General features: G+C 70.2%; 19 protein-coding genes and 2 rRNA genes. 5 read left to right on the forward strand and 16 right to left on the reverse strand.

Annotation, left to right across the window (positions count from 1 at the left end; genetic code table 11):
* Nucleotides 1-952: GNAT family N-acetyltransferase (locus DRB89_RS38690; protein WP_162688907.1), on the reverse strand; the 952-nt coding region annotated here is incomplete at its 3' end.
* 82 nt (nucleotides 953-1,034) lie between these two features.
* On the opposite strand from DRB89_RS38690, the gene DRB89_RS38695 reads away from it, so the two are divergent.
* Nucleotides 1,035-1,427 carry a GntR family transcriptional regulator gene (locus DRB89_RS38695; RefSeq protein ID WP_112451752.1) on the forward strand — a complete coding sequence of 131 codons (393 nt, stop codon included), beginning with the start codon at nucleotides 1,035-1,037 and terminating at the stop codon, nucleotides 1,425-1,427.
* Between the two features lie 83 nt (nucleotides 1,428-1,510).
* On the opposite strand, the gene DRB89_RS38700 is transcribed toward DRB89_RS38695, so the two are convergent.
* Nucleotides 1,511-2,053 carry an FABP family protein gene (locus tag DRB89_RS38700; protein ID WP_112451751.1) on the reverse strand — a complete coding sequence of 181 codons (543 nt, stop codon included), beginning with the start codon at nucleotides 2,051-2,053 and terminating at the stop codon, nucleotides 1,511-1,513.
* 292 nt (nucleotides 2,054-2,345) lie between these two features.
* Nucleotides 2,346-3,446, reverse strand: a complete 1,101-nt coding sequence (locus DRB89_RS38705) for a DUF5925 domain-containing protein (RefSeq protein ID WP_112453996.1) — start codon at nucleotides 3,444-3,446, stop codon at nucleotides 2,346-2,348.
* Between the two features lie 218 nt (nucleotides 3,447-3,664).
* On the opposite strand from DRB89_RS38705, the gene DRB89_RS38710 reads away from it, so the two are divergent.
* Nucleotides 3,665-4,465, forward strand: a complete 801-nt coding sequence (locus DRB89_RS38710) for an SGNH/GDSL hydrolase family protein (RefSeq protein ID WP_112453994.1) — start codon at nucleotides 3,665-3,667, stop codon at nucleotides 4,463-4,465.
* Nucleotides 4,466-4,553: 88 nt separating this feature from the next.
* On the opposite strand, the gene DRB89_RS38715 is transcribed toward DRB89_RS38710, so the two are convergent.
* Nucleotides 4,554-5,204, reverse strand: coding sequence for a hypothetical protein (locus tag DRB89_RS38715; protein WP_112463657.1), 651 nt, complete (start codon nucleotides 5,202-5,204; stop codon nucleotides 4,554-4,556).
* Between the two features lie 233 nt (nucleotides 5,205-5,437).
* On the opposite strand from DRB89_RS38715, the gene DRB89_RS38720 reads away from it, so the two are divergent.
* Together DRB89_RS38720 and DRB89_RS38725 are read left to right on the forward strand one after the other, a co-directional pair.
* Nucleotides 5,438-6,962, forward strand: a 16S ribosomal RNA gene (locus DRB89_RS38720).
* A 284-nt stretch (nucleotides 6,963-7,246) separates the two neighbouring features.
* Nucleotides 7,247-10,369 (forward strand): 23S ribosomal RNA (locus DRB89_RS38725).
* Together the 16S and 23S rRNA genes form the textbook arrangement of a ribosomal RNA operon.
* On the opposite strand, the gene DRB89_RS38730 is transcribed toward DRB89_RS38725, so the two are convergent.
* On the reverse strand, nucleotides 10,368-12,755 hold the full coding sequence (locus DRB89_RS38730; protein WP_239516592.1) for a helicase: 2,388 nt from the start codon (nucleotides 12,753-12,755) through the stop codon (nucleotides 10,368-10,370). The genes DRB89_RS38725 and DRB89_RS38730 overlap by 2 nt on opposite strands.
* A gap of 168 nt (nucleotides 12,756-12,923) precedes the next feature.
* On the reverse strand, nucleotides 12,924-13,316 hold the full coding sequence (locus DRB89_RS38735; RefSeq protein ID WP_112452677.1) for a VOC family protein: 393 nt from the start codon (nucleotides 13,314-13,316) through the stop codon (nucleotides 12,924-12,926).
* Between the two features lie 129 nt (nucleotides 13,317-13,445).
* On the opposite strand from DRB89_RS38735, the gene DRB89_RS38740 reads away from it, so the two are divergent.
* Nucleotides 13,446-14,321 carry an NmrA family NAD(P)-binding protein gene (locus DRB89_RS38740; RefSeq protein WP_112452676.1) on the forward strand — a complete coding sequence of 292 codons (876 nt, stop codon included), beginning with the start codon at nucleotides 13,446-13,448 and terminating at the stop codon, nucleotides 14,319-14,321.
* 18 nt (nucleotides 14,322-14,339) lie between these two features.
* Here the strand turns inward: DRB89_RS38740 and DRB89_RS38745 are convergent, their stop codons facing one another.
* From DRB89_RS38745 to DRB89_RS38795, 10 genes are all read right to left on the reverse strand, one after another.
* The gene (locus DRB89_RS38745; RefSeq protein ID WP_343234834.1) at nucleotides 14,340-15,332 is read right to left on the reverse strand and encodes a hypothetical protein; all 993 of its coding nucleotides are present in this window, start codon (nucleotides 15,330-15,332) and stop codon (nucleotides 14,340-14,342) included.
* Nucleotides 15,329-15,508, reverse strand: coding sequence for a hypothetical protein (locus DRB89_RS38750; protein WP_112463658.1), 180 nt, complete (start codon nucleotides 15,506-15,508; stop codon nucleotides 15,329-15,331). The genes DRB89_RS38745 and DRB89_RS38750 overlap by 4 nt, the downstream gene beginning before the upstream one ends.
* Nucleotides 15,509-15,674: 166 nt before the next feature.
* On the reverse strand, nucleotides 15,675-16,787 hold the full coding sequence (locus DRB89_RS38755; RefSeq protein ID WP_112452637.1) for a cupin domain-containing protein: 1,113 nt from the start codon (nucleotides 16,785-16,787) through the stop codon (nucleotides 15,675-15,677).
* Nucleotides 16,784-17,830, reverse strand: coding sequence for a carbon-nitrogen hydrolase family protein (locus DRB89_RS38760; RefSeq protein WP_112452638.1), 1,047 nt, complete (start codon nucleotides 17,828-17,830; stop codon nucleotides 16,784-16,786). Before DRB89_RS38760 ends, DRB89_RS38755 begins: the two co-directional genes overlap by 4 nt.
* Nucleotides 17,831-17,849: 19 nt before the next feature.
* Complete coding sequence (locus DRB89_RS38765; protein ID WP_112463940.1) at nucleotides 17,850-20,141, reverse strand: FAD-dependent monooxygenase; 2,292 nt, start codon at nucleotides 20,139-20,141, stop codon at nucleotides 17,850-17,852.
* Nucleotides 20,132-20,581: an acyl-CoA thioesterase gene (locus tag DRB89_RS38770; RefSeq protein ID WP_204358208.1), complete on the reverse strand. Its 450-nt coding sequence runs from the start codon at nucleotides 20,579-20,581 to the stop codon at nucleotides 20,132-20,134. The genes DRB89_RS38765 and DRB89_RS38770 overlap by 10 nt, the downstream gene beginning before the upstream one ends.
* A gap of 969 nt (nucleotides 20,582-21,550) precedes the next feature.
* Nucleotides 21,551-22,699 (reverse strand): uroporphyrinogen-III synthase, encoded by a 1,149-nt coding sequence (locus DRB89_RS38780; protein WP_112452684.1) that lies wholly within the window; start codon nucleotides 22,697-22,699, stop codon nucleotides 21,551-21,553.
* A 192-nt stretch (nucleotides 22,700-22,891) separates the two neighbouring features.
* Nucleotides 22,892-24,262 carry a nitrate/nitrite transporter gene (locus tag DRB89_RS38785; protein WP_112452685.1) on the reverse strand — a complete coding sequence of 457 codons (1,371 nt, stop codon included), beginning with the start codon at nucleotides 24,260-24,262 and terminating at the stop codon, nucleotides 22,892-22,894.
* A gap of 113 nt (nucleotides 24,263-24,375) precedes the next feature.
* Nucleotides 24,376-25,347, reverse strand: coding sequence for a LysR family transcriptional regulator (locus DRB89_RS38790; protein ID WP_112452686.1), 972 nt, complete (start codon nucleotides 25,345-25,347; stop codon nucleotides 24,376-24,378).
* 9 nt (nucleotides 25,348-25,356) lie between these two features.
* The gene (locus tag DRB89_RS38795) at nucleotides 25,357-25,743 is read right to left on the reverse strand and encodes a hypothetical protein (protein ID WP_112463659.1); all 387 of its coding nucleotides are present in this window, start codon (nucleotides 25,741-25,743) and stop codon (nucleotides 25,357-25,359) included.
* Nucleotides 25,744-26,049 lie beyond the last annotated feature (306 nt).

Consider the following 26,049-nt stretch of genomic DNA (forward strand, 5'->3'; position numbering starts at 1 on the left):
AACGCGGGTTCTCTCCTCGGGGCAGTCGCTTGGTGAAACGGGTCTCGGTCGCGCAGATCTCGTAGCCGAACCAGGTGTTGACGGCCAGCATCGGGGCGTTGCCGGTGTCGTTCCCGGTGAACGCCTCCGTGTAGCCGGCCGCCCGGGCCCGCAGCAGCGAGTCGCTCTTGGCGAGCCGGGCCAGCCCGCGGCCGCGGAACGCGCGCAGGGTGCCGGTCATGGCGGAGGAGTAGCGGGTGACCCCGTCCGTGTGGGCGGCGGTGAAGGCGGCCACCTCGCCGTCCACCAGGACCACGGTGGTGAGGCCCCGGTCGAGGTACGGGTGGTTCCAGGTGTGCCGGAGCCAGTCCTCGTAGTCGTCGAACTCCGTCACGACGTCGCCCGGTTCGTCGAGGCTCGCCGCCGCGTCGGCCTCGAAGAGCGGGCGCGGATCGGCGGTGAAAGCGGAGCCGGGGCGCAGCTCGACGCCGGCCGGCAGGTCCCGGGGGAGGGCCGGCAGGCCGGCCCCGGCGAGGTCGCGGCGCAGGAAGTGCGCGGACCGGGAGGCGCGGTAGCCGGCGCGCTCGGCGAAGGCGCGGTGGGCCGGCTCGTCCAGGACCCAGGCGTACGAGTCCGTCCCGCCCTCGGCGGCGAGGTGCTCCTCGGCCGCGCGCAGCAGGGCGCGCCCGGCGCCGAGTCCGCGCAGGTCCGGGTCTACGTAGGCGTTGACGAAGCCCTGCCCCGGCTCGGGGCTGGTGTAGGCGATGCCGACCTGCGCCGTGCCGGCCACCCGGCCGTCGCCGGTCTCGGCGACGAGGATGCGGTAGCGCTTGTCGGGGTGGGCGGAGGCGAGCTCGAAGGCCACTCCGCTCGCGGTGCAGATCATGAAGGGCAGGGCCGAGCGGCGCACGCGCACCACTGACTCGGCGTCGTCCGGGTCGTTCGGGCGCAGGTCCCGGATCGTTGCGGTCATGTGCGTGACGGTACGGGTGGGTCGGGGAGCGCGCGCGTGAATTTCGGGCCGCCGCCCGGTCCGATGGGGGACAATCGGCCGCGTGACACCGACTTCCACGAACCTGAAGATCCGCATCGACGGCGCGGCCGGTGCGGCGGCCCCGTACGAGCAGCTGCGCGCCCAGATCGCCGAGGGCGCGCGGGAGGGACGGCTGCCCGCCGGATTCAAACTGCCGACGGTGCGGGGCCTCGCGGAAGAGCTCGGGCTGGCGGCGAACACGGTCGCCAAGGCCTACCGGGTGCTGGAGGCCGACGGGGTGATCGAGACGCGGGGCCGGGCCGGCAGCTTCGTCGCGGCGGCGGGCGACGGGGCCTTCCGCGAGGCGGCCACCGCCGCGCAGGCCTATGCGGAGCGGGCGCGGCGGCTGGGCCTGACCTTCGAGGAGGCGACGGCGGCGTCGCTGGACGCGCTGCGCGCCCGGTACGCGGAGTAGTCCGGTACGCCGAGCAGTCCGGTACGCCGAGTGGCCCGTCCGGTCTCCGGCAGGTCCGGTGCGGGCCCCGGCCGGCCCCCGGGTCAGTCCTTGCGCGGGTGGAGCCGTGCCTCGAGGTGGTGCGTCATGGGCTGGCCCACCGCCGCCATCTCCTGCACGATCGTCAGCCCGCCGTCCTGGAGGGCGTACCGCCGGCGCATGCCGGTGACCTCCTTGGCCCGGGGGGTCAGCCCCACGGTCTCGGTCGCCATCTCGATCTCCGTGCCGGACACCCGGCCGACGTACGTCTCGACGATTCCCGTCGGGTGGGCGAGCGTGACCTCGACGGAGGCGTCCGGCAGGATCCGCCACCACCCGGCCTCCCGCCCCGCGGGGCGCAGGGCCGTCCCGGACGCGTCGATCAGCCACGCGCGCGACTCGTAGCGCAGGAAGGGCCTGCCGTCGTGGCTGAAGGTGATCTCCTGCTCGTACCGGAAGCCGTGCTCGAGGGTCGGGTACTCGCCGCTTCCCCGCCCGTGCCAGCGGCCGATGAGGCCCAGCACCGGCTGGAGTTGCGGATGCGGATCGGGACCCTCGCCGAGGACGTGGCTGTCGGGGAAGGGGTTCTCCTGCGCCGGTTCGAGCACGGTGCGTTCTCCTGTTCGTGGGTCCCCCGGAGGGTGCGTCGCCGAGTGCTGTGACCGGAAGGGTTCACCGGGGCGCGGCGCCCGGCACGGCACCTCGCCGCGTTGTCGGACCACACCGGTACGTCCAGTACGAGGCGTGCTCCTCCGCCCGGGGGCCCCTCCCGGCGGTAGCTGGGGGAGAGGCACCGCACCGAACACCGCGACCCGGCAAACCTTTCCGGCCACAGCACTAGCGCGGCCGGCGGGGGCCTTCGGCCGCGCCCCCATTGTCGTCGCCCCGCGGGCCGTCCCCCTACAGGTAGAGCCCCGCCTCGGTGTCGTGCCCCTGCGGCGGCAGCAGGGCCGAGGGGCCCGTCGCGCCGCGGCGCAGGGCGTAGAGCTCCGCCAGCGTCGCGCCCTCGCGGGAGACTCCCTCGTCCGTGCCGAGCCAGTCCACCGCCTCGCGGTGCGTGAGGCGGCCGACCTCGATCCGGGCCAGGCAGCGGCCGGGCCGGACCACCGCCGGGTGGAGGCGCTCCAGGTCCTCGTTGGTCGTCACGCCGACCAGGACGTTGCGCCCCTGGCCGAGCAGCCCGTCCGTGAGGTTGAGCAGCCGTGACAGCGCCTGCCCGGCGGTGTGCCGGGCCTCGCCGCGGATCAGCTCGTCGCAGTCCTCCAGCAGGAGCAGCCGCCAGCGGCCCTTCGCCGTGCCCTCGTCCTCGCCGATCGCGATGTCCATCAGGTAGCCCACGTCGTTGAACAGCCGCTCCGGGTCCAGTACGCAGTCCACCTGGCACCAGTCCCGCCAGGACCGGGCGAGCGTGCGCAGGGCGGAGGTCTTCCCCGTTCCCGGCGGGCCGTGCAGCAGGAGCAGCCGGCCCGCGATGTCCTCCGGGGTGATCTTCATCAGCCGGTCCATCGCCCCGGCCACCGGCGCGGTGTAGTTGGCCCGCACCTCCGCCCAGGTGCCGGCCGCGATCTGCCGGGTCGTGCGGTACGGGCCGCGGCGCGGGGAGACGTACCAGAACCCCATCGCGACGTTCTCGGGCTGCGGTTCGGGCTCGTCCTGGGCGTCCTGCGTGGCCTCGCCGAGCACTCCGGCGGCGAGTTCGTCGCTGACGGCCGTCACCGTGACGTCCGCGCCGCGGCTCCAGCGGGAGACGAGCATGGTCCACCCCTCGCCCTCGGCGAGCGTCGCGCTGCGGTCGCTGTCGCGAGCGGAGCGCAACACGGTGGCGCGGGGCGGCAGGAGGGTCGCGCCGGCCTTCACCCGGTCGATCGACACACTGTGCGAGTAGGGCTGCTCGCCCGACGCGAAACGGCCGAGGAACAGCGCGTCGACCACGTCCGACGGGGAGTCGCTGTCGTCGACGTTGAGCCGGATCGGCAGTGCGTCCTGGGGGTTGGCTGGCATGGCGCCCATGATCCGGCACGAACTGGCCTCATGCACCCGTGTTTCGCCGGATCGGGTGGCGGAATTCCCTCTTCAAACGCCGTGCGGGTGAAGATTCGGGCCGCATCTCTGCGCCGAATATTCTTGGCATGAACACTTCCAGCGGACCTCGGCTCCTTGTACCACGGACTCAGGAGTAACTCCGGAGCAACCCCCCACAAGGAGCCGCACACATGAGCATGAGAATGCCTCGTTTCGCAGCCTTGGCCTCTGCCCTGTTACTCGCCGCGGGAGCGGCCCTGTTCGGCGCCGGACCGGCCGGCGCCGCCGCCGACTTCGGCTACGTCGCCCTCGGCGACTCGTACTCCTCCGGCCTCGGCGCCGGCAACTACGACAGCGCCAGCGGCAACTGCAAGCGCACCACCCGTGCCTACCCGGCGCTCTGGGCCGCCGCCCACGCTCCGCAGACCTTCTCCTTCGCCGCCTGCTCCGGTGCCCGCACCGGTGACGTGATGAACAACCAGCTCACCCCGCTGAACGCCGGCACCGACCTGGTCAGCATCACCATCGGTGGCAACGACGCGGGCTTCTCCGACGTCATGACGACCTGTGTGCTCCAGTCCGAGTCCACCTGCGTCAGCCGCGTCAACCAGGCCAAGGCCTACGTCGACTCCACCCTCCCCGGCCAGCTCGACCAGGTCTACAACGCCATCCACAGCCGGTCCCCGGGCGCCCGCGTGGTCGTCCTCGGCTATCCCCGCTTCTACAAGCTCAACGGCAACTGCGTCGCAGGACTCACGGAGGGCGAGCGCACGGCCATCAACGGCGCGGCCGACCACCTCAACACCGCCATCTCCAAGCGCGCCGCCAACCACGGCTTCGCCTTCGCCTCGGTCGCGGGCGCCTTCACCGGCCACGAGATCTGCTCCGGCAGCGCGTGGCTGCACAGCCTCAACTGGCTGAACGTCAGCGAGTCGTACCACCCGACGGCCGCCGGACAGTCCGGCGGCTACCTGCCGGTCCTCACCGGCGCCGTGTGACGGCCTGACGGTCATGGCCTGACGACGTGACGGCCATGGCCTGACGGCCTGACGGCCTGACGGCCGCGGCCCGAGGCGGGTCCGGCGGTCACGGGCTGGGCGTCGGGCCCGGCGCCGGTGACGCGGAACCGGTCGGTCCGGCCGTTCCGGGGGAGGAGGCTCCGCCCGTCGGATCCTCCTCCTCGCACGTCACCGAGAACTCCAGCCAAGCCGAAGCCGCCTCGGCGGGACCCCGGACCTCGAGCCGCACCGCGTCCTCGAAGGTCGCCCCCGGGTAGTTCGTCAGCTCGGTGTGCTCCAGCCGTACGCTCGCCGGCCCGCCCTCCGGATACGTGACGGACTGCCAGCCCGGCCCGGTGGTCACCCCGCTGCGCGTGGCCCACCGGTACTCCAGCGCCGCCGGTACGCGGTCCACGGCGAGGGTGGCGGCGAAGGCGGGCGCCTCTCCGGCGGGCGGCGGGCAGCTGCCCCGGTAGCCGTCCCGGACCGCCTGCACGGCGGACACGGTCACGCCGGGCGGGGGACCGGCGGACGCGGACGCGGAAGGCGAGGCCGAGGGGGAGCCCGAGGGCGAAGGGCTCGGCGAGGGGGTCGGGGACGGCGAGCCCTCCGGTGTCGTGGACGGCGTGCTCGTCGGGGTCGCCGTGCCGGGCCCGCCGGTGTTCCGCAGGTCCTTCAGCAGCAGCCAGCCCAGCAGCGCCAGCACCACGACCAGCAGCACGATCCCCGCGGTCAGCACACAAAGGAAGCGTCCGTTCCTTGAGAACTCAACAGCGTGCCAAAAATCAACGCCAAAAAGTTGATACCCCGTCCATTTCGGTGGATGAGGTTCCTTTGAAAAAGACCTGTGAGGTCGCGGTTCTGCCGTGATGCTTGCAGGCAATTACACAGCGAGGATGCAGTGGACGGTCGGTCTTATTCCGACATGACTGTCCCGCTCTAAGTGCGTGTGCACCCGATTACGGGTAAACATTCATGGAGAGTTTGATCCTGGCTCAGGACGAACGCTGGCGGCGTGCTTAACACATGCAAGTCGAACGATGAAGCCCTTCGGGGTGGATTAGTGGCGAACGGGTGAGTAACACGTGGGCAATCTGCCCTTCACTCTGGGACAAGCCCTGGAAACGGGGTCTAATACCGGATAACACTCCTGCCTGCATGGGCGGGGGTTAAAAGCTCCGGCGGTGAAGGATGAGCCCGCGGCCTATCAGCTTGTTGGTGGGGTAATGGCCCACCAAGGCGACGACGGGTAGCCGGCCTGAGAGGGCGACCGGCCACACTGGGACTGAGACACGGCCCAGACTCCTACGGGAGGCAGCAGTGGGGAATATTGCACAATGGGCGAAAGCCTGATGCAGCGACGCCGCGTGAGGGATGACGGCCTTCGGGTTGTAAACCTCTTTCAGCAGGGAAGAAGCGAAAGTGACGGTACCTGCAGAAGAAGCGCCGGCTAACTACGTGCCAGCAGCCGCGGTAATACGTAGGGCGCAAGCGTTGTCCGGAATTATTGGGCGTAAAGAGCTCGTAGGCGGCTTGTCACGTCGGATGTGAAAGCCCGAGGCTTAACCTCGGGTCTGCATTCGATACGGGCTAGCTAGAGTGTGGTAGGGGAGATCGGAATTCCTGGTGTAGCGGTGAAATGCGCAGATATCAGGAGGAACACCGGTGGCGAAGGCGGATCTCTGGGCCATTACTGACGCTGAGGAGCGAAAGCGTGGGGAGCGAACAGGATTAGATACCCTGGTAGTCCACGCCGTAAACGTTGGGAACTAGGTGTTGGCGACATTCCACGTCGTCGGTGCCGCAGCTAACGCATTAAGTTCCCCGCCTGGGGAGTACGGCCGCAAGGCTAAAACTCAAAGGAATTGACGGGGGCCCGCACAAGCAGCGGAGCATGTGGCTTAATTCGACGCAACGCGAAGAACCTTACCAAGGCTTGACATATACCGGAAAGCACTAGAGATAGTGCCCCCCTTGTGGTCGGTATACAGGTGGTGCATGGCTGTCGTCAGCTCGTGTCGTGAGATGTTGGGTTAAGTCCCGCAACGAGCGCAACCCTTGTCCTGTGTTGCCAGCATGCCCTTCGGGGTGATGGGGACTCACAGGAGACCGCCGGGGTCAACTCGGAGGAAGGTGGGGACGACGTCAAGTCATCATGCCCCTTATGTCTTGGGCTGCACACGTGCTACAATGGCCGGTACAATGAGCTGCGATACCGTGAGGTGGAGCGAATCTCAAAAAGCCGGTCTCAGTTCGGATTGGGGTCTGCAACTCGACCCCATGAAGTCGGAGTTGCTAGTAATCGCAGATCAGCATTGCTGCGGTGAATACGTTCCCGGGCCTTGTACACACCGCCCGTCACGTCACGAAAGTCGGTAACACCCGAAGCCGGTGGCCCAACCCGTAAGGGAGGGAGCTGTCGAAGGTGGGACTGGCGATTGGGACGAAGTCGTAACAAGGTAGCCGTACCGGAAGGTGCGGCTGGATCACCTCCTTTCTAAGGAGCACAGTACCGATTGCAGACAAACGTTCTGCACGGTCAGCTCAGGGTGGAACGTTGATTAGTTGGCACGGTTTCCTGGATGGATCACAAGTACTGCTTCGGCGTGGAAAGTGACTCACTGACGGGGGATCGTGCTTGGCACGTTGTTGGGTATCTGAGGGTACGGCCGTAAGGTCATGCCTTCTGTGATGCCGGCCCCAGTGAACTTGACCTCAGGGTCAGGGTGATGGGTGACTGGTCGTTGCTTGAGAACTACACAGTGGACGCGAGCATCTGTAGGCCAAGTTTTTAAGGGCACACGGTGGATGCCTTGGCACCAGGAACCGATGAAGGACGTGAGAGGCCGCGATAGGCCCCGGGGAGCTGCCAACTGAGCTTTGATCCGGGGGTGTCCGAATGGGGAAACCCGGCAGTCGTCATGGGCTGTCACCCACTGCTGAACACATAGGCAGTGTGGAGGGAACGCGGGGAAGTGAAACATCTCAGTACCCGCAGGAAGAGAAAACAACCGTGATTCCGGGAGTAGTGGCGAGCGAAACCGGATGAGGCCAAACCGTATGCGTGTGATACCCGGCAGGGGTTGCGCATGCGGGGTTGTGGGAATTCTTTTGATCGGTCTGCCGGCCGGTCGGCGAGTCAGAAACCGTTGATGTAGTCGAAGGACATGCGAAAGGTCCGGCGTAGAGGGTAAGACCCCCGTAGACGAAACATCAGCGGCTTGCTTAAGAATCTCCCAAGTAGCACGGGGCCCGAGAAATCCCGTGTGAATCTGGCGGGACCACCCGCTAAGCCTAAATATTCCCTGGTGACCGATAGCGGATAGTACCGTGAGGGAATGGTGAAAAGTACCGCGGGAGCGGAGTGAAATAGTACCTGAAACCGTGTGCCTACAAGCCGTGGGAGCGTCGCCGTTATTCTTCGGAATAACGGTCGTGACTGCGTGCCTTTTGAAGAATGAGCCTGCGAGTTAGCGGTGTGTAGCGAGGTTAACCCGTGTGGGGAAGCCGTAGCGAAAGCGAGTCCGAATAGGGCGATTGAGTTGCACGCTCTAGACCCGAAGCGGAGTGATCTAGCCATGGGCAGGTTGAAGCGGAGGTAAGACTTCGTGGAGGACCGAACCCACCAGGGTTGAAAACCTGGGGGATGACCTGTGGTTAGGGGTGAAAGGCCAATCAAACTCCGTGATAGCTGGTTCTCCCCGAAATGCATTTAGGTGCAGCGTCACGTGTTTCTTGCCGGAGGTAGAGCACTGGATAGGCGATGGGCCCTACCGGGTTACTGACCTTAGCCAAACTCCGAATGCCGGTAAGTGAGAGCGTGGCAGTGAGACTGTGGGGGATAAGCTCCATGGTCGAGAGGGAAACAGCCCAGAGCATCGACTAAGGCCCCTAAGCGTACGCTAAGTGGGAAAGGATGTGGAGTCGCACAGACAACCAGGAGGTTGGCTTAGAAGCAGCCACCCTTGAAAGAGTGCGTAATAGCTCACTGGTCAAGTGATTCCGCGCCGACAATGTAGCGGGGCTCAAGCGTACCGCCGAAGTCGTGTCATTGCAGCAATAGGGCCAACGCCCGCTGTGATGGGTAGGGGAGCGTCGTGTGCCGGGTGAAGCAGCAGCGGAAGCTAGTTGTGGACGGTTCACGAGTGAGAATGCAGGCATGAGTAGCGATACACACGTGAGAAACGTGTGCGCCGATTGACTAAGGGTTCCTGGGTCAAGCTGATCTGCCCAGGGTAAGTCGGGACCTAAGGCGAGGCCGACAGGCGTAGTCGATGGACAACCGGTTGATATTCCGGTACCCGCTTTGAAACGCCCAATATCGAATCAGGCGATGCTAAGTCCGTGAAGCCGTTCCGGACCCTTCGGGGAAAGGAAAGTGGTGGAGCCGGCGAACCAGACTTGTAGTAGGTAAGCGATGGGGTGACGCAGGAAGGTAGTCCAGCCCGGGCGGTGGTAGTCCCGGGGTAAGGGTGTAGGCCGAGGGGTAGGCAAATCCGTCCCTCATTAAGGCTGAGACCTGATGCCGAGCCGATTGTGGTGAAGTGGATGATCCTATGCTGTCGAGAAAAGCCTCTAGCGAGTTTCATGGCGGCCCGTACCCTAAACCGACTCAGGTGGTCAGGTAGAGAATACCGAGGCGTTCGGGTGAACTATGGTTAAGGAACTCGGCAAAATGCCCCCGTAACTTCGGGAGAAGGGGGGCCATCACTGGTGATCGGATTTACTCCGTGAGCTGGGGGTGGCCGCAGAGACCAGCGAGAAGCGACTGTTTACTAAAAACACAGGTCCGTGCGAAGCCGTAAGGCGATGTATACGGACTGACGCCTGCCCGGTGCTGGAACGTTAAGGGGACCGGTTAGTCACATTTCGGTGTGGCGAAGCTGAGAACTTAAGCGCCAGTAAACGGCGGTGGTAACTATAACCATCCTAAGGTAGCGAAATTCCTTGTCGGGTAAGTTCCGACCTGCACGAATGGCGTAACGACTTCTCGACTGTCTCAACCATAGGCCCGGTGAAATTGCACTACGAGTAAAGATGCTCGTTTCGCGCAGCAGGACGGAAAGACCCCGGGACCTTTACTATAGTTTGATATTGGTGTTCGGTTCGGCTTGTGTAGGATAGGTGGGAGACTTTGAAGCGGCCACGCCAGTGGTTGTGGAGTCGTCGTTGAAATACCACTCTGGTCGTGCTGGATGTCTAACCTCGGTCCGTGATCCGGATCAGGGACAGTGTCTGATGGGTAGTTTAACTGGGGCGGTTGCCTCCCAAAAAGTAACGGAGGCGCCCAAAGGTTCCCTCAGCCTGGTTGGCAATCAGGTGTTGAGTGTAAGTGCACAAGGGAGCTTGACTGTGAGACCGACGGGTCGAGCAGGGACGAAAGTCGGGACTAGTGATCCGGCGGTGGCTTGTGGAAGCGCCGTCGCTCAACGGATAAAAGGTACCCCGGGGATAACAGGCTGATCTTCCCCAAGAGTCCATATCGACGGGATGGTTTGGCACCTCGATGTCGGCTCGTCGCATCCTGGGGCTGGAGTCGGTCCCAAGGGTTGGGCTGTTCGCCCATTAAAGCGGTACGCGAGCTGGGTTTAGAACGTCGTGAGACAGTTCGGTCCCTATCCGCTGTGCGCGTAGGAATATTGAGAAGGGCTGTCCCTAGTACGAGAGGACCGGGACGGACGAACCTCTGGTGTGCCAGTTGTCCTGCCAAGGGCATGGCTGGTTGGCTACGTTCGGGAGGGATAACCGCTGAAAGCATCTAAGCGGGAAGCCTGCTTCAAGATGAGTATTCCCACCTCCTTGAGAGGGTAAGGCTCCCAGTAGACGACTGGGTTGATAGGCCAGATGTGGAAGCCCGGTAACGGGTGGAGCTGACTGGTACTAATAGGCCGAGGGCTTGTCCTCAGTTGCTCGCGTCCACTGTGTTAGTTCTGAAGCGGCGGGGGCCTGGTGGCTGCGGGAGCGCTTCGGGCGGCGGGTCCCGGTCCCGGAGAAAAGGCCGTCCCGGGGCGCAAGGGGGCTGTTCGGCCAGGCCCTGCGGAAGCCGGCCGGTGTGCAGCACCCCCAGGGTCTGGGTGGCGCGCGTCAGGGCCACGTAGAGGTCGCTGGGCTCGTGGTCCGCCGGTTCCACGACGAGCACGGTGTCGAACTCCAGCCCCTTGGCCTGGCGCGGATCCAGCAGGACGACCGGGCGGGTCAGGTCCGGCTCCTCCCCCGCCCGTACGCCGGGCAGCGCGGCCGCGAGCGCCTCGTGCAGCGGGCGCGGGGCGATCACCGCGAGGCGGCCCTCGGCCGGGGCGCAGTCCCGTACCGCCTCGGCGAGCGCCGCGGCGAGGTCGTCCGTCCGCCGCACCCAGGGCCGCCGCCCCGTGGAGCGGATCGAGCTCGGCGGCTCGAAGCCGGGGTGGCGGGCCCGCAGGACGGCGGCCGCGAGGTCCATGATCTCTACGGGGGTGCGGTAGTTGACGCCGAGGCGGACCAGCTCCCAGCGGTCCTCGACATAGGGGGCGAGGATCCGCTGCCAGGAGCCGCAGCCGGCCTCGTCGCCGGTCTGGGCCGGGTCGCCCACCAGGGTCATGGAGCGGGTCGGGCAGCGCCTCATCAGCAGTCGCCACGCCATGGCGGACAGCTCCTGCGCCTCGTCCACGATGACGTGGCCGAAGGCCCAGGTCCGGTCGGCGGCGGCCCGTTCGGCCGCGCTGCGGTGGTCCTCCTCCTCCTGCCGCTCGGCCATGCGTTCGGCGTCGATGATGTCGTGGGCCGCGAGGAACTCGTTCTCCATGTCCTCGAACTCGTAGCTCTCCGAGCCCGCCGACAGGTCCAGGACGCCCTGCGCGTAGGCGACGCGCTCCAGGCGCTCGCGCTCCTCGGCGGCGCGCCGCGCGGTGTCGTCGACCCCGAGCAGCTCGGCGGCCTCGTCCAGCAGCGGGACGTCCGCCGGTGTCCAGTCCGCGTCGCCCGTCGTCGTGCGCCGGATCAAGTCGGCCTCCCGCTCGGGGAGGTGGGTGGGATCGGCGAGGTAGTCGGCGATCAGCCGCCGGGGCGTGAGCGGGGGCCACAGCGTGTCGATGGCGGCGTGCACCTCGGCGCTGGTCGCGATCTCCTTGCCCAGCTGCGCGATGTCGTCGGGGCCGAGCAGGTTGGGGCCGCCGTACGGGTCGGCGCCGAGCCGGTCGGCGAGTTGCTCCGTGAGCGCGTCGATGATCCGGAAGGCGAAGTACGGGCGCGCCAGGTTGTGCGGCAGCCCGGTGGCGCGGGCCCGGTCCCGGGCCTCGTGGGCCATGGTCCGGTCGAGCAGCAGCGTCCCGTAGTCGTCGTGGTCGATCTCCAGGGCCGGTTCGGGCACGACGTCGGCGTCCTCTCCGCTGCCGGCGGGCACGGTCTCGGGCAGCGTCTGGCGGTCGCCCACGACGCGCGCGAGGACCCCGGCCATCTCCACGCGCCCCTTGACCGCCGCGGCACCGGGGCGGTCGCGGCCGGTCGCGCGGACGCCCGGGAACAGCTCGCCCGGGGTGGCGAGCAGCACTCCGGTCTCGCCGAGGGCCGGGAGGACCTCGCCGATGTAGCCGAGGAAGGCCGGGTTCGGCCCGACGATCAGCACGCCGCGCTTGGCGAGCAGCTCGCGGTGCGCGTAGAGGAGGTAGGCGGCCCGGTGCAGGGCGACGGCGGTCTTGCCGGTGCCCGGTCCGCCCTCGACGACGAGGATCCCGCGGTGGGTGGAGCGGATGACCCGGTCCTGTTCGGCCTGGATGGTCTGCACGATGTCGTGCATCCGGCCGGTGCGGGCGGCATCGAGGGCGGAGAGCAGCACCGCGTCCGCGTCGGCGCCCTCGTGGCCCGTGCGCTCGGTGTCGGCGAGGTCGAGGATCTCGTCGTGCAGGGCCGTTACCCGGCGGCCCTGGGTGGTGAGGTGGCGGCGTCGGCGCAGGCCCATGGGGGAATACCCGGTCGCGAGGTAGAACGGGCGCGCCACATCGGCCCGCCAGTCGATGACGAGGGGCGTGCGGTCCCGGTCGTCCTGCCTGATTCCGATACGGCCGATGTGGTGGTCCGCGCCGTCGGAGAAATCGAGCCTGCCGAAACACAGGCCGTTCTCGCCCGAGTCCAGAGCGGAAAGCAGACCGGACTGCTCGGCGACCACGACATCCCGTTCCAGCCGCGCCTGGAACCCGCTCGCGGCGGTGCCGAGGGCGCCCTGTACGGCGCGTTCGGCCTCGTCACGCAGATCGTCGAGGCGCGCATAGAGAGCGGTGATGAATTGCTGCTCATTCCGGAATTCTTCGGTTGACAATTCCACTCCTGACGCGATACAGTGTCCCCATAAGCTTCTTCACATCATCGCTCGGCGAAGATGTGAAACCTCAAATATACACAGACGAACACCCCGGCCTCAATCAGTCCGGGGTGTTTTTCGTATGTCAGCTTTCAGGTTTCACTTTCGGGACTCCGGGCTCCGCGCTCATTCGGTCCGCATGTGCGCGATCTGGATCAGATTCCCGCAGGTGTCGTCGAAGACTGCCGTGGTGACCGGACCCGCCGCCTGCGGGTCCTGCGTGAAGCGGACGCCGAGCCCGGTCAGCCGGGCGAACTCGGCGTGGACGTCGTCGACGGCGAAGGAGGTCCACGGGATGCCGTCGGCGAAGAGGGCCTCCTTGAAGGGTCGGACCGCGCGGTGGTCGCCGGGCTCCAGGACCAGCTCGGTGCCGTCCGGCTGCTCCGGGGAGACGACCGTGAGCCAGGACACCTCCCCCATCGGAATGTCCGTCTTCTTCTCGAAGCCGAGCACCTCGGTGTAGAAGCGCAGGGCCTTGGCCTGGTCGTCGACCAGGACGCTCGTCAGGTTGATCCTCATGCCGCCACATTGTCCCCGGCACGAACCACGATCACGACTGCTGGAGTACTTGTCGGCGCCCCTTCGCGACTCGGTGTCACCCTTCGGATACTTTGGGCTGCTCAGTTCGATCCCGGAGAGTGGGCGTAGATGGCGACGGTGCTGGTGACGGGCGCGGCAGGGAAGATCGGCTCGAGGGTCGTCACGGAGCTGGGCGGGCGCGGCATCCCGGTCCGCGCCTTCGTCCGTGACCCGGATCGTGCGGCTGCCGTGCTCGGCGGCGGGACCGAGCTGGCGCAGGGCGACTTCGCCGAACCGGAGTCTGTCCGGCGGGCTCTCGACGGTATCGATCGCATGTTCCTCCTCTGCGCGAACGACCCCCGGCAGGTCGAATACGGGACGAACGCGATCGACGCGGCGGCGGCCGCGGGTGTCCGGCAGGTGGTCATGCTGTCCACGATCGGGGCGGAGGCCGGTTCCCCGACGGTCTTCTTGGACCAGCACGGCCGCATCGAGCAGCACCTGCGCGGCTCGGGCATCCCGGCGGTGGTGCTGCGCTCGAGCCACATGATGTCGAACGTCCTCGGTTCCGCCGCGACCATCCGGCAGGCCGGCCGCTTCTTCCTCCCCGCCGGTGACGCGCGCATCGCGATGGTCGATCCGCACGACGTCGCCACCGCCGCTGCCGCGGCGCTGGTCACGGCCGAGCACGACGGCAGCACGCACGTCCTCACCGGCCCGGAGGCGATCACCTACACCGAGGTCGCGCGACGTCTGTCGAGTGCCCTGGGCCGCCCGATCGAGTACGTGGACGTACCGGGCGAGGCGGCGGCCGCCGCGATGACCCAGGCCGGTCTGCCGCAGTGGCTGGCGGAGCAGGTGGTGGCCGTCTTCGGGGCGCTGCGCGGCGGGTTGAACACCTCCACCACCAGCGCGGTGCGGCACCTGACGGGCCGTGAGCCCCACACCTTCGAGGAGTTCGCCCGCCGGGCGGCCCCTTCGCTGGCCGGCGAACAGCCGGTCTAGTGCTGTGACCGGAAGGGTTCACCGTGTCACGGTGCCCGCGAGGGTCGCCGGTCTGACGGCGTCGGGGCCGTAGCGGGCCCGGGCCCGGTCGGCGGCGGCCTCGACCGCGAGCGCCTGGTCGTCGGCCGCGTCGAAGGTGAGCTGCCGCCTGGCCTCGGAGGCGGGGCACAGGGCCTCGGCCCGGAGGTCGAAGGAGCGTACGCGTGCGCGTTGGAGGCCGAGGAGCCCGTACAGCTCGTAGGCGGTGCCGGTCAGGGGGCGGGTGTGGTTGGTGGGTTCGGTCAGGGTCCGGGTCCGGGTGGAGGTGCTGCGGTCGGCGTAGCGGACGGTGAGGGTGAGGCCGGTGGCCGCCCGGTCCTCGTCACGCAGGCTCGCGCCGAGCCGGTGGGCGAGGCCGAGGAGGGCGCGGTGGTGCTGGTCCGCGTCGAGGCAGTCGGCCTCGAAGGGGTGGCCGGCGCTGAGGGACTTGGGCACGGGGTGGGCGTCGACCGGGCGGAGGTCCTGGCCGTGGGCGCGGGCGTGCAGGGCGCGGCCGGTGGCCGAGCCGAAGATCCTGGTCAGGGCGGGCAGCGGCGCGTCGGCGAGGTCGCCGATGGTGTGCAGTCCGTACGCGGCCAGCGAGGCGGCGGTGGCGGGGCCGACTCCGTGGAGGGCGGCGACCGGGCGGGGCCGCAGCCAGTCGGTGACCTCCTCCTCGGTGAGGACGGCGGCGGCGCCGAAGGGCGTGGAGGCGGCCGTCATCGCCGCGAGCATGCGGTTGGGCGCAACGGCGCAGGTCGTCCGCACGCCGTGCAGGCCGATGGTCCGCATCCGCAGCAGGGCGGCCAGGTCCTCGGCGCCGCACTGCCAGTAGCGCAGGGCGCCGGTGATGTCGAGGTCGGCGGCGTCGGGCGGGATCGGCTGGACCCGGGGGGTGATGTTCCCGGCGAGGTCGAGGAGTTGCCCGTAGAGCCCGGCATCGGCGGCCGGGAAGTGGAACCGGGCGTGCAGGATCTGCTTCGTGGTGATCACCCCGCCGATCCGGGGCTGGTGTAGCCGAGGGACTTGAGGTCGGCGGCGCGGGTGCCGGCGGGCTGGAGGTCCGCGTACGGATGGAGGCGCGCCCCGCTGGTGCCGTTGGCGAGGGTGCGCGCGGCGCCGGCGGCGGGGGTGCGCGCGGCGCCGGCGGCGGGCTGGCGCGTATACACATCTGACGCTGCCGACGATCTACCGTGTGGAGATACCGGGGGTCGCAGTATGAGGTGGACCCGCGGCAGCGTCGAAGGTGTACACGCGTCACCCCCGGCACCGGTCCGTGTGCGCGGCCGGCACGGGACCGGTGTCAGGGCCGGCGGTCCGGTGCGGCGGCGCGGCTCAGGAGGCGGGCTGGTTCCCGTCGTTGTCCGGGTACGCCTCTTCGCGGTGGAAACCGAGGGAGCGCATCACCGGGAAGTCGTTGAACGAGAACAGGCAGGCGTCCTCGGACGCGTCGAGGTTGCGGTGCTCGTGCCAGGCCCAGGACGGGACGCAGAAGACATCGCCCTGCTTCCACTCGAAGCGCTGCCCGGCGACCACCGAGACACCGTGCCCCTTGGCGGCCGTGTAGATCACCGAACCGGTGTGCCGGTGTGCCTTGGTGGCCTGGCCCGGGAGCAGCAGCTGCATGTGCGCGCCCATGGTGGGCATGACCGAGCCGCCGGTCACCGGGTTGGTGTACTCGGCGATGATCCCGTCGTACGGGGAGCCACCGGTGGCCTTGGCCAGGCCGAGCAGGGCCTCGTACGTCGGCTCCCACGGGTAGGCCAGCAGCGGGGAGTAGGGTCGGCTCCACTTCTCGGCGCCGTACGGGAGCAGGTTCGCGGCGTAGGTGAGCACCGAGGAGTTGACCACCTTCCCGGGCCGCTGGTACAGCTCGGGGTGGACCTCGTAGAACCCCGCGTCCAGGGCGTTGACCAGCGGGATGTCCAGGCCGTCCTGCCAGATCACCGGGGCGTCGGTCCCGTCGTTGCCGTGCTCGTGCCAGGTGCCGTTCGGGGTGATGGCGAAGTCGCGGGGGCCGACCTTGAGCTTCTGTCCGTCCACGATGGTCCACGCCCCGGTGCCCTCGTGCACGAAGCGCAGGGCCGCGGCCTGGTGGCGGTGGGCGGTCATCGCCTCGCCCGGGCCCATGATCTGCAGGCCGGTGTAGAGGAGCCCGGCGGCCGCACTGACGTCCCTGCGGCCGGGGTTGACCAGCATCACGACGCGGCGGCCCGCGTCATCGGCCCGGACGAGGTCCAGGGCCTTGTGGACCAGTGGCCGCAGCTCCTCGTAACGCCACAGCACCGGAACGGACTTGGGCTGCGGGTACCAGGGCTCGATGTCATTGGCCACGGTCCACAGCGCGCCGGCCTCCAGGGCCTCGAGCTCGGCGTAGTAGGCGGTGAGTTCGGGGGTGTCGGACACCCGGGCGCGGCCGAGTGCGGTGTCGTCCTGTTCGGTGGTCATGAGCCCTCCTCGGGGGTGGCGGTCAGCGGCGCGGACAGTGGTGCGGACCGGGGCGGCGCGGCCGGCGGGGCGGTGAAAGTGATCGGCAGGCGCGGGCGGTTGTCGACTTCGAGGCGGAAGACGTCGAAGCGGTTGTAGTGCCCGGTGATGTCGTGCATCTGCTTGGGCTGGATGCACCGGGCCAGGTCGATCTCGGCGTAGACGATGCCCTCGACGTCGACGAGCGGCTCCGTGACCGGGCGGCCGTCCGGGCCGAAGATCCCGGACAGGGCGCTGCGCGGGCGGTTGAACAGGGCCCGGACCTCCTCGTCCTCCCCGGCGACGGCGTCGACGATCTCGGGGGAGACGGTCGAGCAGGCGACGACGGAGAAGACCTTGCCCTCGAAGCTGTGGGCGGCGGTCCGTACGGCGATGGCGTCGGCCATGTCGTAGTCGGCGGGTGCCACCGGCAGGGCGATGTAGCAGGCCGCGTGCACGAGTTCGCCCTGCGCCAGGAGCGAGAAGCGGGCCAGGGTGTTGGTGTTCTCCCCGCAGGCGAGGGCGCCGAGCGGGCCGACGGGGGTCGGGTGCACGCGCAGGGAACTGCCGTCGCCACCGGTCCAGGTGAGCTTCTCGGCCCAGGTGGGCACCAGCTTGCGGTGCACGCCGAGCAGTTCGCCGTCGGGGCCGATGGTGAGCAGGGTGTTGTAGAGCACGCCCAGGCTGTGCGGTGCGCGCTCGTTGACGCCGATGACGAGGACGATCCCGTACTGGCGGGCCGCCGCGCGCAGGGTGTCGACGTGCGGGCCGGGGATGTCGATGGAGGCGCGCTGCAGGCGCTCGAACCAGGGCGAGCCCTGGACCGGGTTCATCGTCCAGTTCCAGTACGGGTACCCGGGGACGAACGCCTCCGGGAAGACGACGAGTTCGGCGCCCTTCCCGGCGGCCTCGGCGATCAGGGCGACGGCCTTGTCGACGGTGGCGGCGGGATCGAGGTAGACGGGGGCGGCCTGTACGGCGGCCGCGATGAAGCGGGGCAGGTCACGCTGGGGAGGAATCTCCATGGGATCTCGGCCGTTCCGTTCAGAGGGCCGGCGCGGTGACGCGCGGCAGCCATCGCTGGTGCACCGCCGCGGCGGGCTGCCGCAGCAGTTCGAGGCGGGGCGGGACCCGGTCGGTGCGCGAGGCCGGCGGCCGCGCGCTGCCGGCCCGCCAGGACTGGGCCCAGGGCGCCGCCGGTCCGCGGTAGCCCTGGGCGGCGGCCGCGTGCAGGGTCCACAGGGGGTCGTGGAGCTGGGCCCGGCCCACCGCGCACAGGTCGGCCCGGCCGGCCAGGATCACCGAGTTCACGTCGTCGTACGTGGAGATCGCGCCGACGGCGATGGTCGCCGCCCCGGTGGCGTTGCGGATCAGATCGGCGTAGGGGGTCTGGTAGCTGCGGCCGAAGCGGGGCCGCTCGTGGGACACGACCTCGCCGGTCGAGACGTCGATGGCGTCGGCGCCCGCCGCGGTCAGGGCGCGGGCGATGTGCACGGCGTCCGCCTCGTCCAGTCCGCCCTCGGCCCAGTCGGCGGCCGAGATCCGGACCAGGAGGGCCGTCGTGGCCGGCCACACCGCCCGCACGGCGCCCAGCACTTCGAGCGGGAAGCGCAGCCTGCCGTCCACGGCGCCGCCGTACTCGTCGGTCCGCCGGTTGGTCAGCGGGGACAGGAACCCCGACATCAAGTGGCCGTGCCCGTACTGGAGTTCCAAGACGTCGAAGCCCGCCCGGTCGGCGCGCTCGGCCGCGCGCACGAAGTCCCGTACGACCAGGTCCATGTCGGCGCGGCCCGCCTCGCGGGGCACCGGGACCCCCTCGGCCCACGGCAGCGCGGAGGCGGCCAGCAGCGGCCCCTCGGCCGCCCGGCGGCCGGCGTGCGTCAGCTGGATGCCGAGGCAGGTGTCCGACTGGCCGTGCGCGAAGGCGGTGATCCGCCGCCAGGCGGCCTCCTGCTCGTCGGTCCACAGGCCGGGGCAGCCCGCGTCGGTCCGGCCGTCGGCGCTCACCGCCGTCATGCCGGCGATGACCAGGGCCGCGCCGCCGAGGCTCTGGGTGCCCAGGTGGACGAGGTCGAAGTCCCCCGGGACCCCGTCGCGGGCCGTGGACAGGGCCATGGGCGGTACGACGATCCGGTTGCGCAGGCGCAGGCCGCCGAGCCGGAAGGGCCGGAACATGGGCGGCACCGGCGCCGAGGCGTTGACGGAGGTGGTGAACTCCTCGTCGCGCACCCGCAGGTTGTCGTAGGTGACCCGGCGGCTGCGGGTCAGCAGGTTGAAGGCGAACTGGTGCGGATCCTGGCCCGTGTACCGGTCGATGTTCTCGAACCATTCGAGGCTGGCCTGGGCCGCCCGCTGGGTGGACTCCACGACCGGCTTGCGCTCGTCCTCGTAGGCGGCCAGCGCGCTCTCCACGTCGGGGTGCTCGTGCAGGCAGGCGGCCAGCGCGAGGGCGTCCTCCATGGCGAGCTTGGTGCCGGAGCCGATGGAGAAGTGGGCCGTGTGCGCGGCGTCCCCGAGCAGCACGGTGTTGGCGTGGCGCCAGGTGCGGTTGCGCACGGTGGTGAAGCGCAGCCACTTGGAGTTGTTGGGGATGAGCCGGTGCCCGTCCAGGTGCCCGGCGAGGATTTCCTCGCAGCGTCGGATCCCCTCCTCGTCGCTGGCGCCGGGCGGCAGGTCGATCCCCTCGGACCGCGCGAATCCGCCGCGCCGCCAGGTGTCCTCGTCCATCTCGACGATGAAGGTGGAGCGGGTGTCGTCGTACGGGTACGCGTGCACCTGGAGGGTGCCGAAGTCCCCCTCCTCGACGATGAAGGTGAAGGCCTCGAAGACCTTGTCCGTGCCGAGCCACATGTAGCGGCCCGAGCGCTCGTCGAGATCGGCGCCGAAGGTGTCGGCGTAGGCGGCCCGGGTGGCCGAGCGCACGCCGTCGCAGGCGACCACCAGGTCGTATTCGGCGGCCAGTCGCTCCGGCGGCGGGGACTGGGTCGAATAGCGGACGTCCACCTCCAGAGCGGCGCAGCGCTCCTGGAGGATGCCCAGCAGCCGGCGCCGTCCCAGGGCGGCGAAACCGTGGCCGCCGGAGGTCAGGGTCCGGTCGCGGTGGCGGACGTCGATGTCGCTCCAACGGGCGAACTCCGCCGACATCGCGGCGTGGACGGCGGGATCGGCCTGCGCGATGCCGTCGAGGGTCTCGTCGGAGAAGACCACCCCGAAGCCGAAGGTGTCGTCGGGAGCGTTGCGCTCCCAGACGGTGACCTCCCAGTGCGGGGAGAGCTGCTTGGCCAGGGCGGCGAAGTACAGGCCGCCCGGCCCGCCTCCGATGACTGCTATGCGCACGGGGCGCCTCCTCGGTTGTTCTCGATCAGTTCGGGGGCCTGGCGGCCCGCCTTGGTGAGGACCTCGCGGACCTCGGCCGGCCAGGGGGTGGTCCCGGTGGCGCGGGCGGCGGAGTGGGCGATGACCATGCGGCCGGTGGCGGCCTCCGCACCCTCCTCGCCGTGGACGGTGAAGGCGTAGTGGAGGGAGCTGGTGCCGACCTTGGTGATCCGCAGCTCGGTCCGCACGGCCTCGCCGAACCAGAGCCGGGCCCGGTAGTCGGCCTCGAAGTGGACGCGGGGCGTGCTGCCGAAGAGGTGCGACAGGCCCAGCCGGCGCAGGAGCACGGCCTCGGCGGACTCGACCCAGCGCACGACGGTGGAGTGGTGGTAGTGGCCGGCCGCGTCGGTGTCGGTCCACTCGACGCGGCGTTCGACGACGACGCTGGGCAGGTGCGGCACCCGGGCCTCGGGAGATCCGGCGGCGCAGCCGCCGTCGTCCGCGTCCGGGGCCGGGTGCGAGGCCTGCGCGGGGACGGTCGCGGGGGGCGGGGATAAGGGCCAGGGGGGACGGGGCGGGCGGGTCGTCGTGCAGCAGCCGCTGGAAGAGGCGGTGGTCCTGCCAGTCCCCGCCGACGTGCAGGTAGCGGGGCGCGAGCCCGTACTGCTCGAAGCCCGCCTTCGCCAGCACCCGCTGCGAGGCCAGGTTGCCGACCCGCGTGCCCGCCGAGACCCGGTGCAGTCCCATCTCGTCGCGGGCGATCCGGCAGAGCTCGTGCAGCGCGGCGGTGGCCAGGCCCTTGCCGGCCCAGCCCTGGTCCACCCAGTAGCCGATGGCACCGCTGCACAGCGCTCCGCGCACGACGGAGACGAGGTTGATCGCCCCGACGACCGCCCCGAGGCCCCCGCCGGATTCCCCGGCGGCGACGAGCACGAACGGCCGCGCCCGCCCGGCCTCCCGGTCCGCGAGCAGCTCCTCGATCCGCGCCCGCTGCACGGCCTCGGTGTAGAAGTCCCCGGCCCGCCAGGGCTCGTAGGGGGCCATGTACGCCCGGTTCCGCTCCAGCGCCTCGGCGACCCCGGCGGCGTCCGCCACCCGGATCTCCCGCATCTCCACCCCGTCAATGACCATCCGGGCACGCTAACGGATCGACCACCCGGGTGCCGGGCAAGGAGGAGGGCTTCTGGCGTCAGCACGGGGCGGAGAGGGGCAGCGCCTGACGTGCTCCGCTACCTGATCGACTCGACCGCCGTCTGGCGGCTGCACCGCGACCGGCCCCTCAGCGAGGCATGGGCACACGAGATCGACGAGGACAATGTCGGATCCTGTCCCCCGCAGCGACAAGGACTTCGCCGCCGCGTCAGGCCTGCTCCCGGAGGTCCAGGAGCACCACGTGCACCGGGTGCCCCGCTGATCCGAGCCCCCTCACCTCAGTCCTCGCAGCCGCCCGCGTCCAGGGCCAGCCGGTAGCCGCGCTTGACCACCGTCTGGATCAGGTTCGGCGCGCCCAGCGCGACGCGCAGGCGGGCCATCGCCGTTTCCACCGCGTGCTCGTCGCGGCCCGCGCCGGGCAGGGCGCGCAGGAGTTCGGCGCGGGCCACCACCCAGCCCGGGCGGCGGGCCAGCGCCCGCAGCAGGGCCATGCCGGCCGGCGGGACCGGGCGCAGGTCGTTGTCGAGCAGGACGGCGTGGCCGCGCAGCTCCAGCCGGTGTCCGGCCACCGGGAGCACCCGCGCCCGGCCCGGGAGCTCCCGGCACAGCAGCTGCACGAGCGGGCCCAGCCGGAACCGCTCGGGCTGCACCGTGGCGATGCCCTCCGCCTGCAGCGGCACGGCCGTCACCGGGCCCACGCACGCCGACAGCACCGACCCGCCGGTCAGCGCTTGCAGCACGGGTTCCCGTACGCCCCGTTCGGCCGCCCGTGACAGCAGCGAGGCGGCGGCCGGCGCGGAGGTGAAGCTCACCGCGTCGACCCCGCCGGCGGCCACCGCGTCGATCAGCCGGTCCAGCGGTCCGAGGTCCTCCGGCGCCATCCACCGGTACACCGGCACGCCGACCACCTCGGCGCCCCCCGCGCGCAGGGCCTCGACGAACCCGGGCAGCGGCTCCCCGTGCAGCTGGAGGGCGATGCGCCGGCCGGCCACCCCGGCCGTCAGCAGCCGGTCCAGTACCTCGGCCAGCGATTCCGAGGCCGGGGACCAGCTCTCGACGAGCCCGGCGGCCCGGATCACGCCCTTGACCTTCGGCCCGCGCGCCAGCAGTTCGGTGTCCCGCAGCCGGGCGAGGAGCTCCTCGCCGAGCCCCCAGCCGTCGGCGGCCTCGATCCAGCCCCGGAAGCCGATGGCGGTGGTGGCCACGACCACGTCGGGCGCGCAGCCGATCAGCTCCTTGGTCGCGGCGAGCAGTTCGGTGTCGTCGGCGACCGGCACGATCCGCAGGGCGGGCGCGTGCAGCACATTGGCCCCGCGGCGGCGCAGCAGGGCGATCAGGTCGTCGGCCCGCCGGGCGGCGGTGACCCCGATGGTGAAGCCCGCGAGCGGCCCGGCGGCCGGGGCCGGCCCGGTGGGGGTGTCGTACATGGTGACCTGCCTCGCGCAGTGGTCGGGTCCGGCGTCCGGGCCGGATCGCGTCCGGCTTCGGCGCCGGATCGGGTCCGGCGTCCGCACCGGATCGGATCCGGCAGCGCCTTCGCGTGAACCGAGCCTGCCCTGGGGGCGTATCAGGCTCGGTTCACGCGTATTTCGGTGCCGTTAACCGGTGTTCTGGCGGCGTTACACCGAGGTGAGCTGCGGCTTCGCCTCCACGCCCGCCGTGGGGATGATCGTCCGCGCGGGCCGGCGAAGGTATACCGCCCAGGTGACGGCGACGCACGCCGCGTAGAAGCCGAGGAAGGTCACGAAGGCCGCCGTGCCCGAACCGGAGCTGAGGAAGGCCGACCGGAAGACCAGGTTGATGCCGAGCCCGCCGAGCGCGCCGACCGCCCCGATGATCCCCATGGAGGCGCCGGACAGCCGCCGCCCGTACGCGGCCGCCTCCTCGCCGGCCATGCCGCGGGCCAGGGCCTTCGCCTGGAAGATGCCGGGGATCATCTTGTAGGTGGAGCCGTTGCCGAGCCCGCTGAGGACGAACAGGGCCACGAAGCCGACGAGGAACACCGGCAGGGAGTGCCGTACGGAGGCCAGGATCACCACTCCGGTCGCCGCCGCCATCGCCACGAAGGTGGCCAGGGTGATCCGCGCCCCGCCGAAGCGGTCCGCCAGCGCCCCGCCGACCGGCCGGATCAGGGAGCCGAGGAGCGGTCCGATGAAGGTGAGCGAGGCCGCCTGGAGCGGGGTGCGGCCGAACTGCGTCTGCAGGACCAGCCCGAAGGCGAAGCTGTAGCCGATGAACGACCCGAAGGTGCCGATGTAGAGGAACGCCATGATCCAGGTGTGGGCGTCGCGGACGGCCTCCCGCACGGCGCCGGTGTCGTTGCGCACGGGTGCCAGGTTGTCCATCCGCAGGGCGGCGAGCACGGCGGCGATCACGATCAGCGGGATGTAGGCGCCGAGCAGCAGCCGCGGATGGCCGGCCCCGGCAGTGCCGATGACCAGCAGGGCGGCGAGCTGGACGACGGGGACTCCGATGTTGCCGCCGCCCGCGTTGAGGCCGAGCGCCCAGCCCTTCTTGCGCAGCGGGAAGAAGGCGTTGATGTTCGTCATGGACGAGGCGAAGTTGCCGCCGCCGACCCCGGTCAGCGCGGCCACCAGCAGGAACGTGCCGTACGAGGTCCCGGGCTCCATCACCAGCCAGGCGGCCGCCGTCGGCGCGAGCAGCAGCAGGGCGCTGACGATCGTCCAGTTCCGGCCGCCGAAGCGGGCCACGGCGAAGGTGTAGGGCACGCGGACGAGGGCGCCCACGCAGGTGGCGGTGGCGATGAGGAAGAACTTGCCGGCGGGGTCGATCCCGTACTGCGGGCCCATGAAGAGCACCATCACCGACCACAGGGACCAGATCGAGAACCCGATGTGCTCGGAGAGGACGGAGTAGACCAGGTTGCGGCGGGCGGTCTTCTCCCCCGTCTCCTTCCAGAAGGCCTCGTCCTCGGGTTCCCACCGCTCGATCCAGCGGCCCCCCTTGCGCGGTGCGGTCGTACTGGTCATCACACGCCTCCACAGCTGCTGCGATCACGTCGCGTCTCGTCCGTGGTGACGACCGTAGGAACAGCTCGTTTCGGCCCCGGTCCCCGCCGGATGACCGGCGGGAAACCTTGCTCTCACCCGCCGCCGGGGCCGGGTGTGAGCGCGGGCAGCCAGCTGTCCGGGGGCACTTCCAGCCAGCCGCGCTCGGCGGCGAGGGCGGCGGCGGCGGAGCGCAGTGCGTCGAGCCCGGGATGGGCGAGGCCCTTGCGCCACACCATCGCGAGCGGCGACAGGGGTACCGGGCCGGTCAGCGGGCGTTTGACGCAGCCGGGCAGATCGGCGAAGTCGACCGTGGCCAGGACCGGATTGCCGGTCTTGGCCATGACCCGGCGGAACTCGTCCTTGCCGACCGCCACCGGCGCGGGCGGCGCGGGCTCGATGCCCCGCCCGGCGAACAGCTCGCGCGCCAGCCCGGTCCACTCCAGGGTGCGCGGGTTCCCGGCCCCGGCGTACACGGTCTCCCCGGCGAGCGCCGCCAGCGGTACGGATTCCCGCGCGGCCAGCGCGTGCCCGTCGGGCAGCACCACCGCGAGCGGCTCGTACCGTACGGGCGCCTGCGCGAGGCGGGCCCGCAGCGCCGGGTCGAGGCCGTCGGCGTACCCGAAGGAGACGTCGAGGCGGCCGGCGGCGATCTCGGCGGCGGCGTGGGTGAGCCCGGATTCGAAGCGGGCCATCAGCTCGCAGTCGGGGGCGAGCTCGCGGGCCCGGTCCAGGACGGTGCGGGCGGTGCCGGGGCCGTCGGTGTTGAGGTCGACGAGCAGCGGGCGGGCGGCGGCGTCCCCGGCGAAGGCGGCGGCCAGCTCCTCGTGGGCGCGCAGCACGCTCCGGGCCAGGGGGACCAGCCGCTCCCCGTCGGAGGTCAGCTCGACGGCGCGGGTGGTGCGGGCGAACAGGGCCGCGCCGAGGATCCCTTCGAGGCGGCGCACATCGCGGCTCAGGGCCTGCTGGGCGAAGTGGAGGCGGGCGGCGGCACGGGTGAAGTGCAGTTCCTCGGCCACGGCCAGGAAGGAGCGCAGCAGTCGGGGTTCGACGTCTCGGGGTGTCACCCGGGGAGCCTAAGCCGTTCCGGGCCGGGCCGGGCCGGCCCGGGCCAGGGTGGGACTGACAACGGGAAGCGGTGAATCGGCCGCGAACAGGTGTTGGACCGCCGGCGGCCGGCGGTGGCGGTCGACCGGGACCCGCAGCGCGCCCGCGGCCGGGGCGCAGCGGGAGAGCTCGAGGGGCGCGTCGTGGCGGTCCTCGATCGGCAGGGCGGGGACGGCCGGGCACCGCTCGGCGCGGCCGGCGCCCGTGAGGTCAATCTCCAGCGCGTCCTGGCTGCCGGCGGTGACGTCGCACACCAGTGGCTCCCGGGCGCCGCCGCGCTGGTGGGCGATCAGCAGACGGGCGTCGCCGAGCTGGACGACTCCGAGGGCGGGACCCTGGAGAACGCCTCCGGTCACGCCGGGTTCCGCGCCCGGCCGCGGAACCCGGCGTGACCGGAGGCGTTCGCCGCGTGGGCGAGTGCCCCTACGCTCCCCGCACGGCCGACTCAGCCCCGGAATCCGTGGACCTCGACGACGTCATGGTCCTGATCCTGATCCCCATCCCCCGCGCGCATCGAATGCCCGCTCACCACGTGGAGGGAGCTGGGCCCGGGACGGCGGGTCCTCCCGGGGCCGAGCCGGGCCTGGTCGCGCGCGACGGGCGAGCCACTGCCCCTGGACGTCGTCCTCTTCCCGCACCGCAACACCGAGGCCTCGCGGCTG

The organism is Streptomyces sp. ICC4 (genome assembly GCF_003287915.1).
Taxonomy (GTDB): domain Bacteria; phylum Actinomycetota; class Actinomycetes; order Streptomycetales; family Streptomycetaceae; genus Streptomyces; species Streptomyces tritrimontium.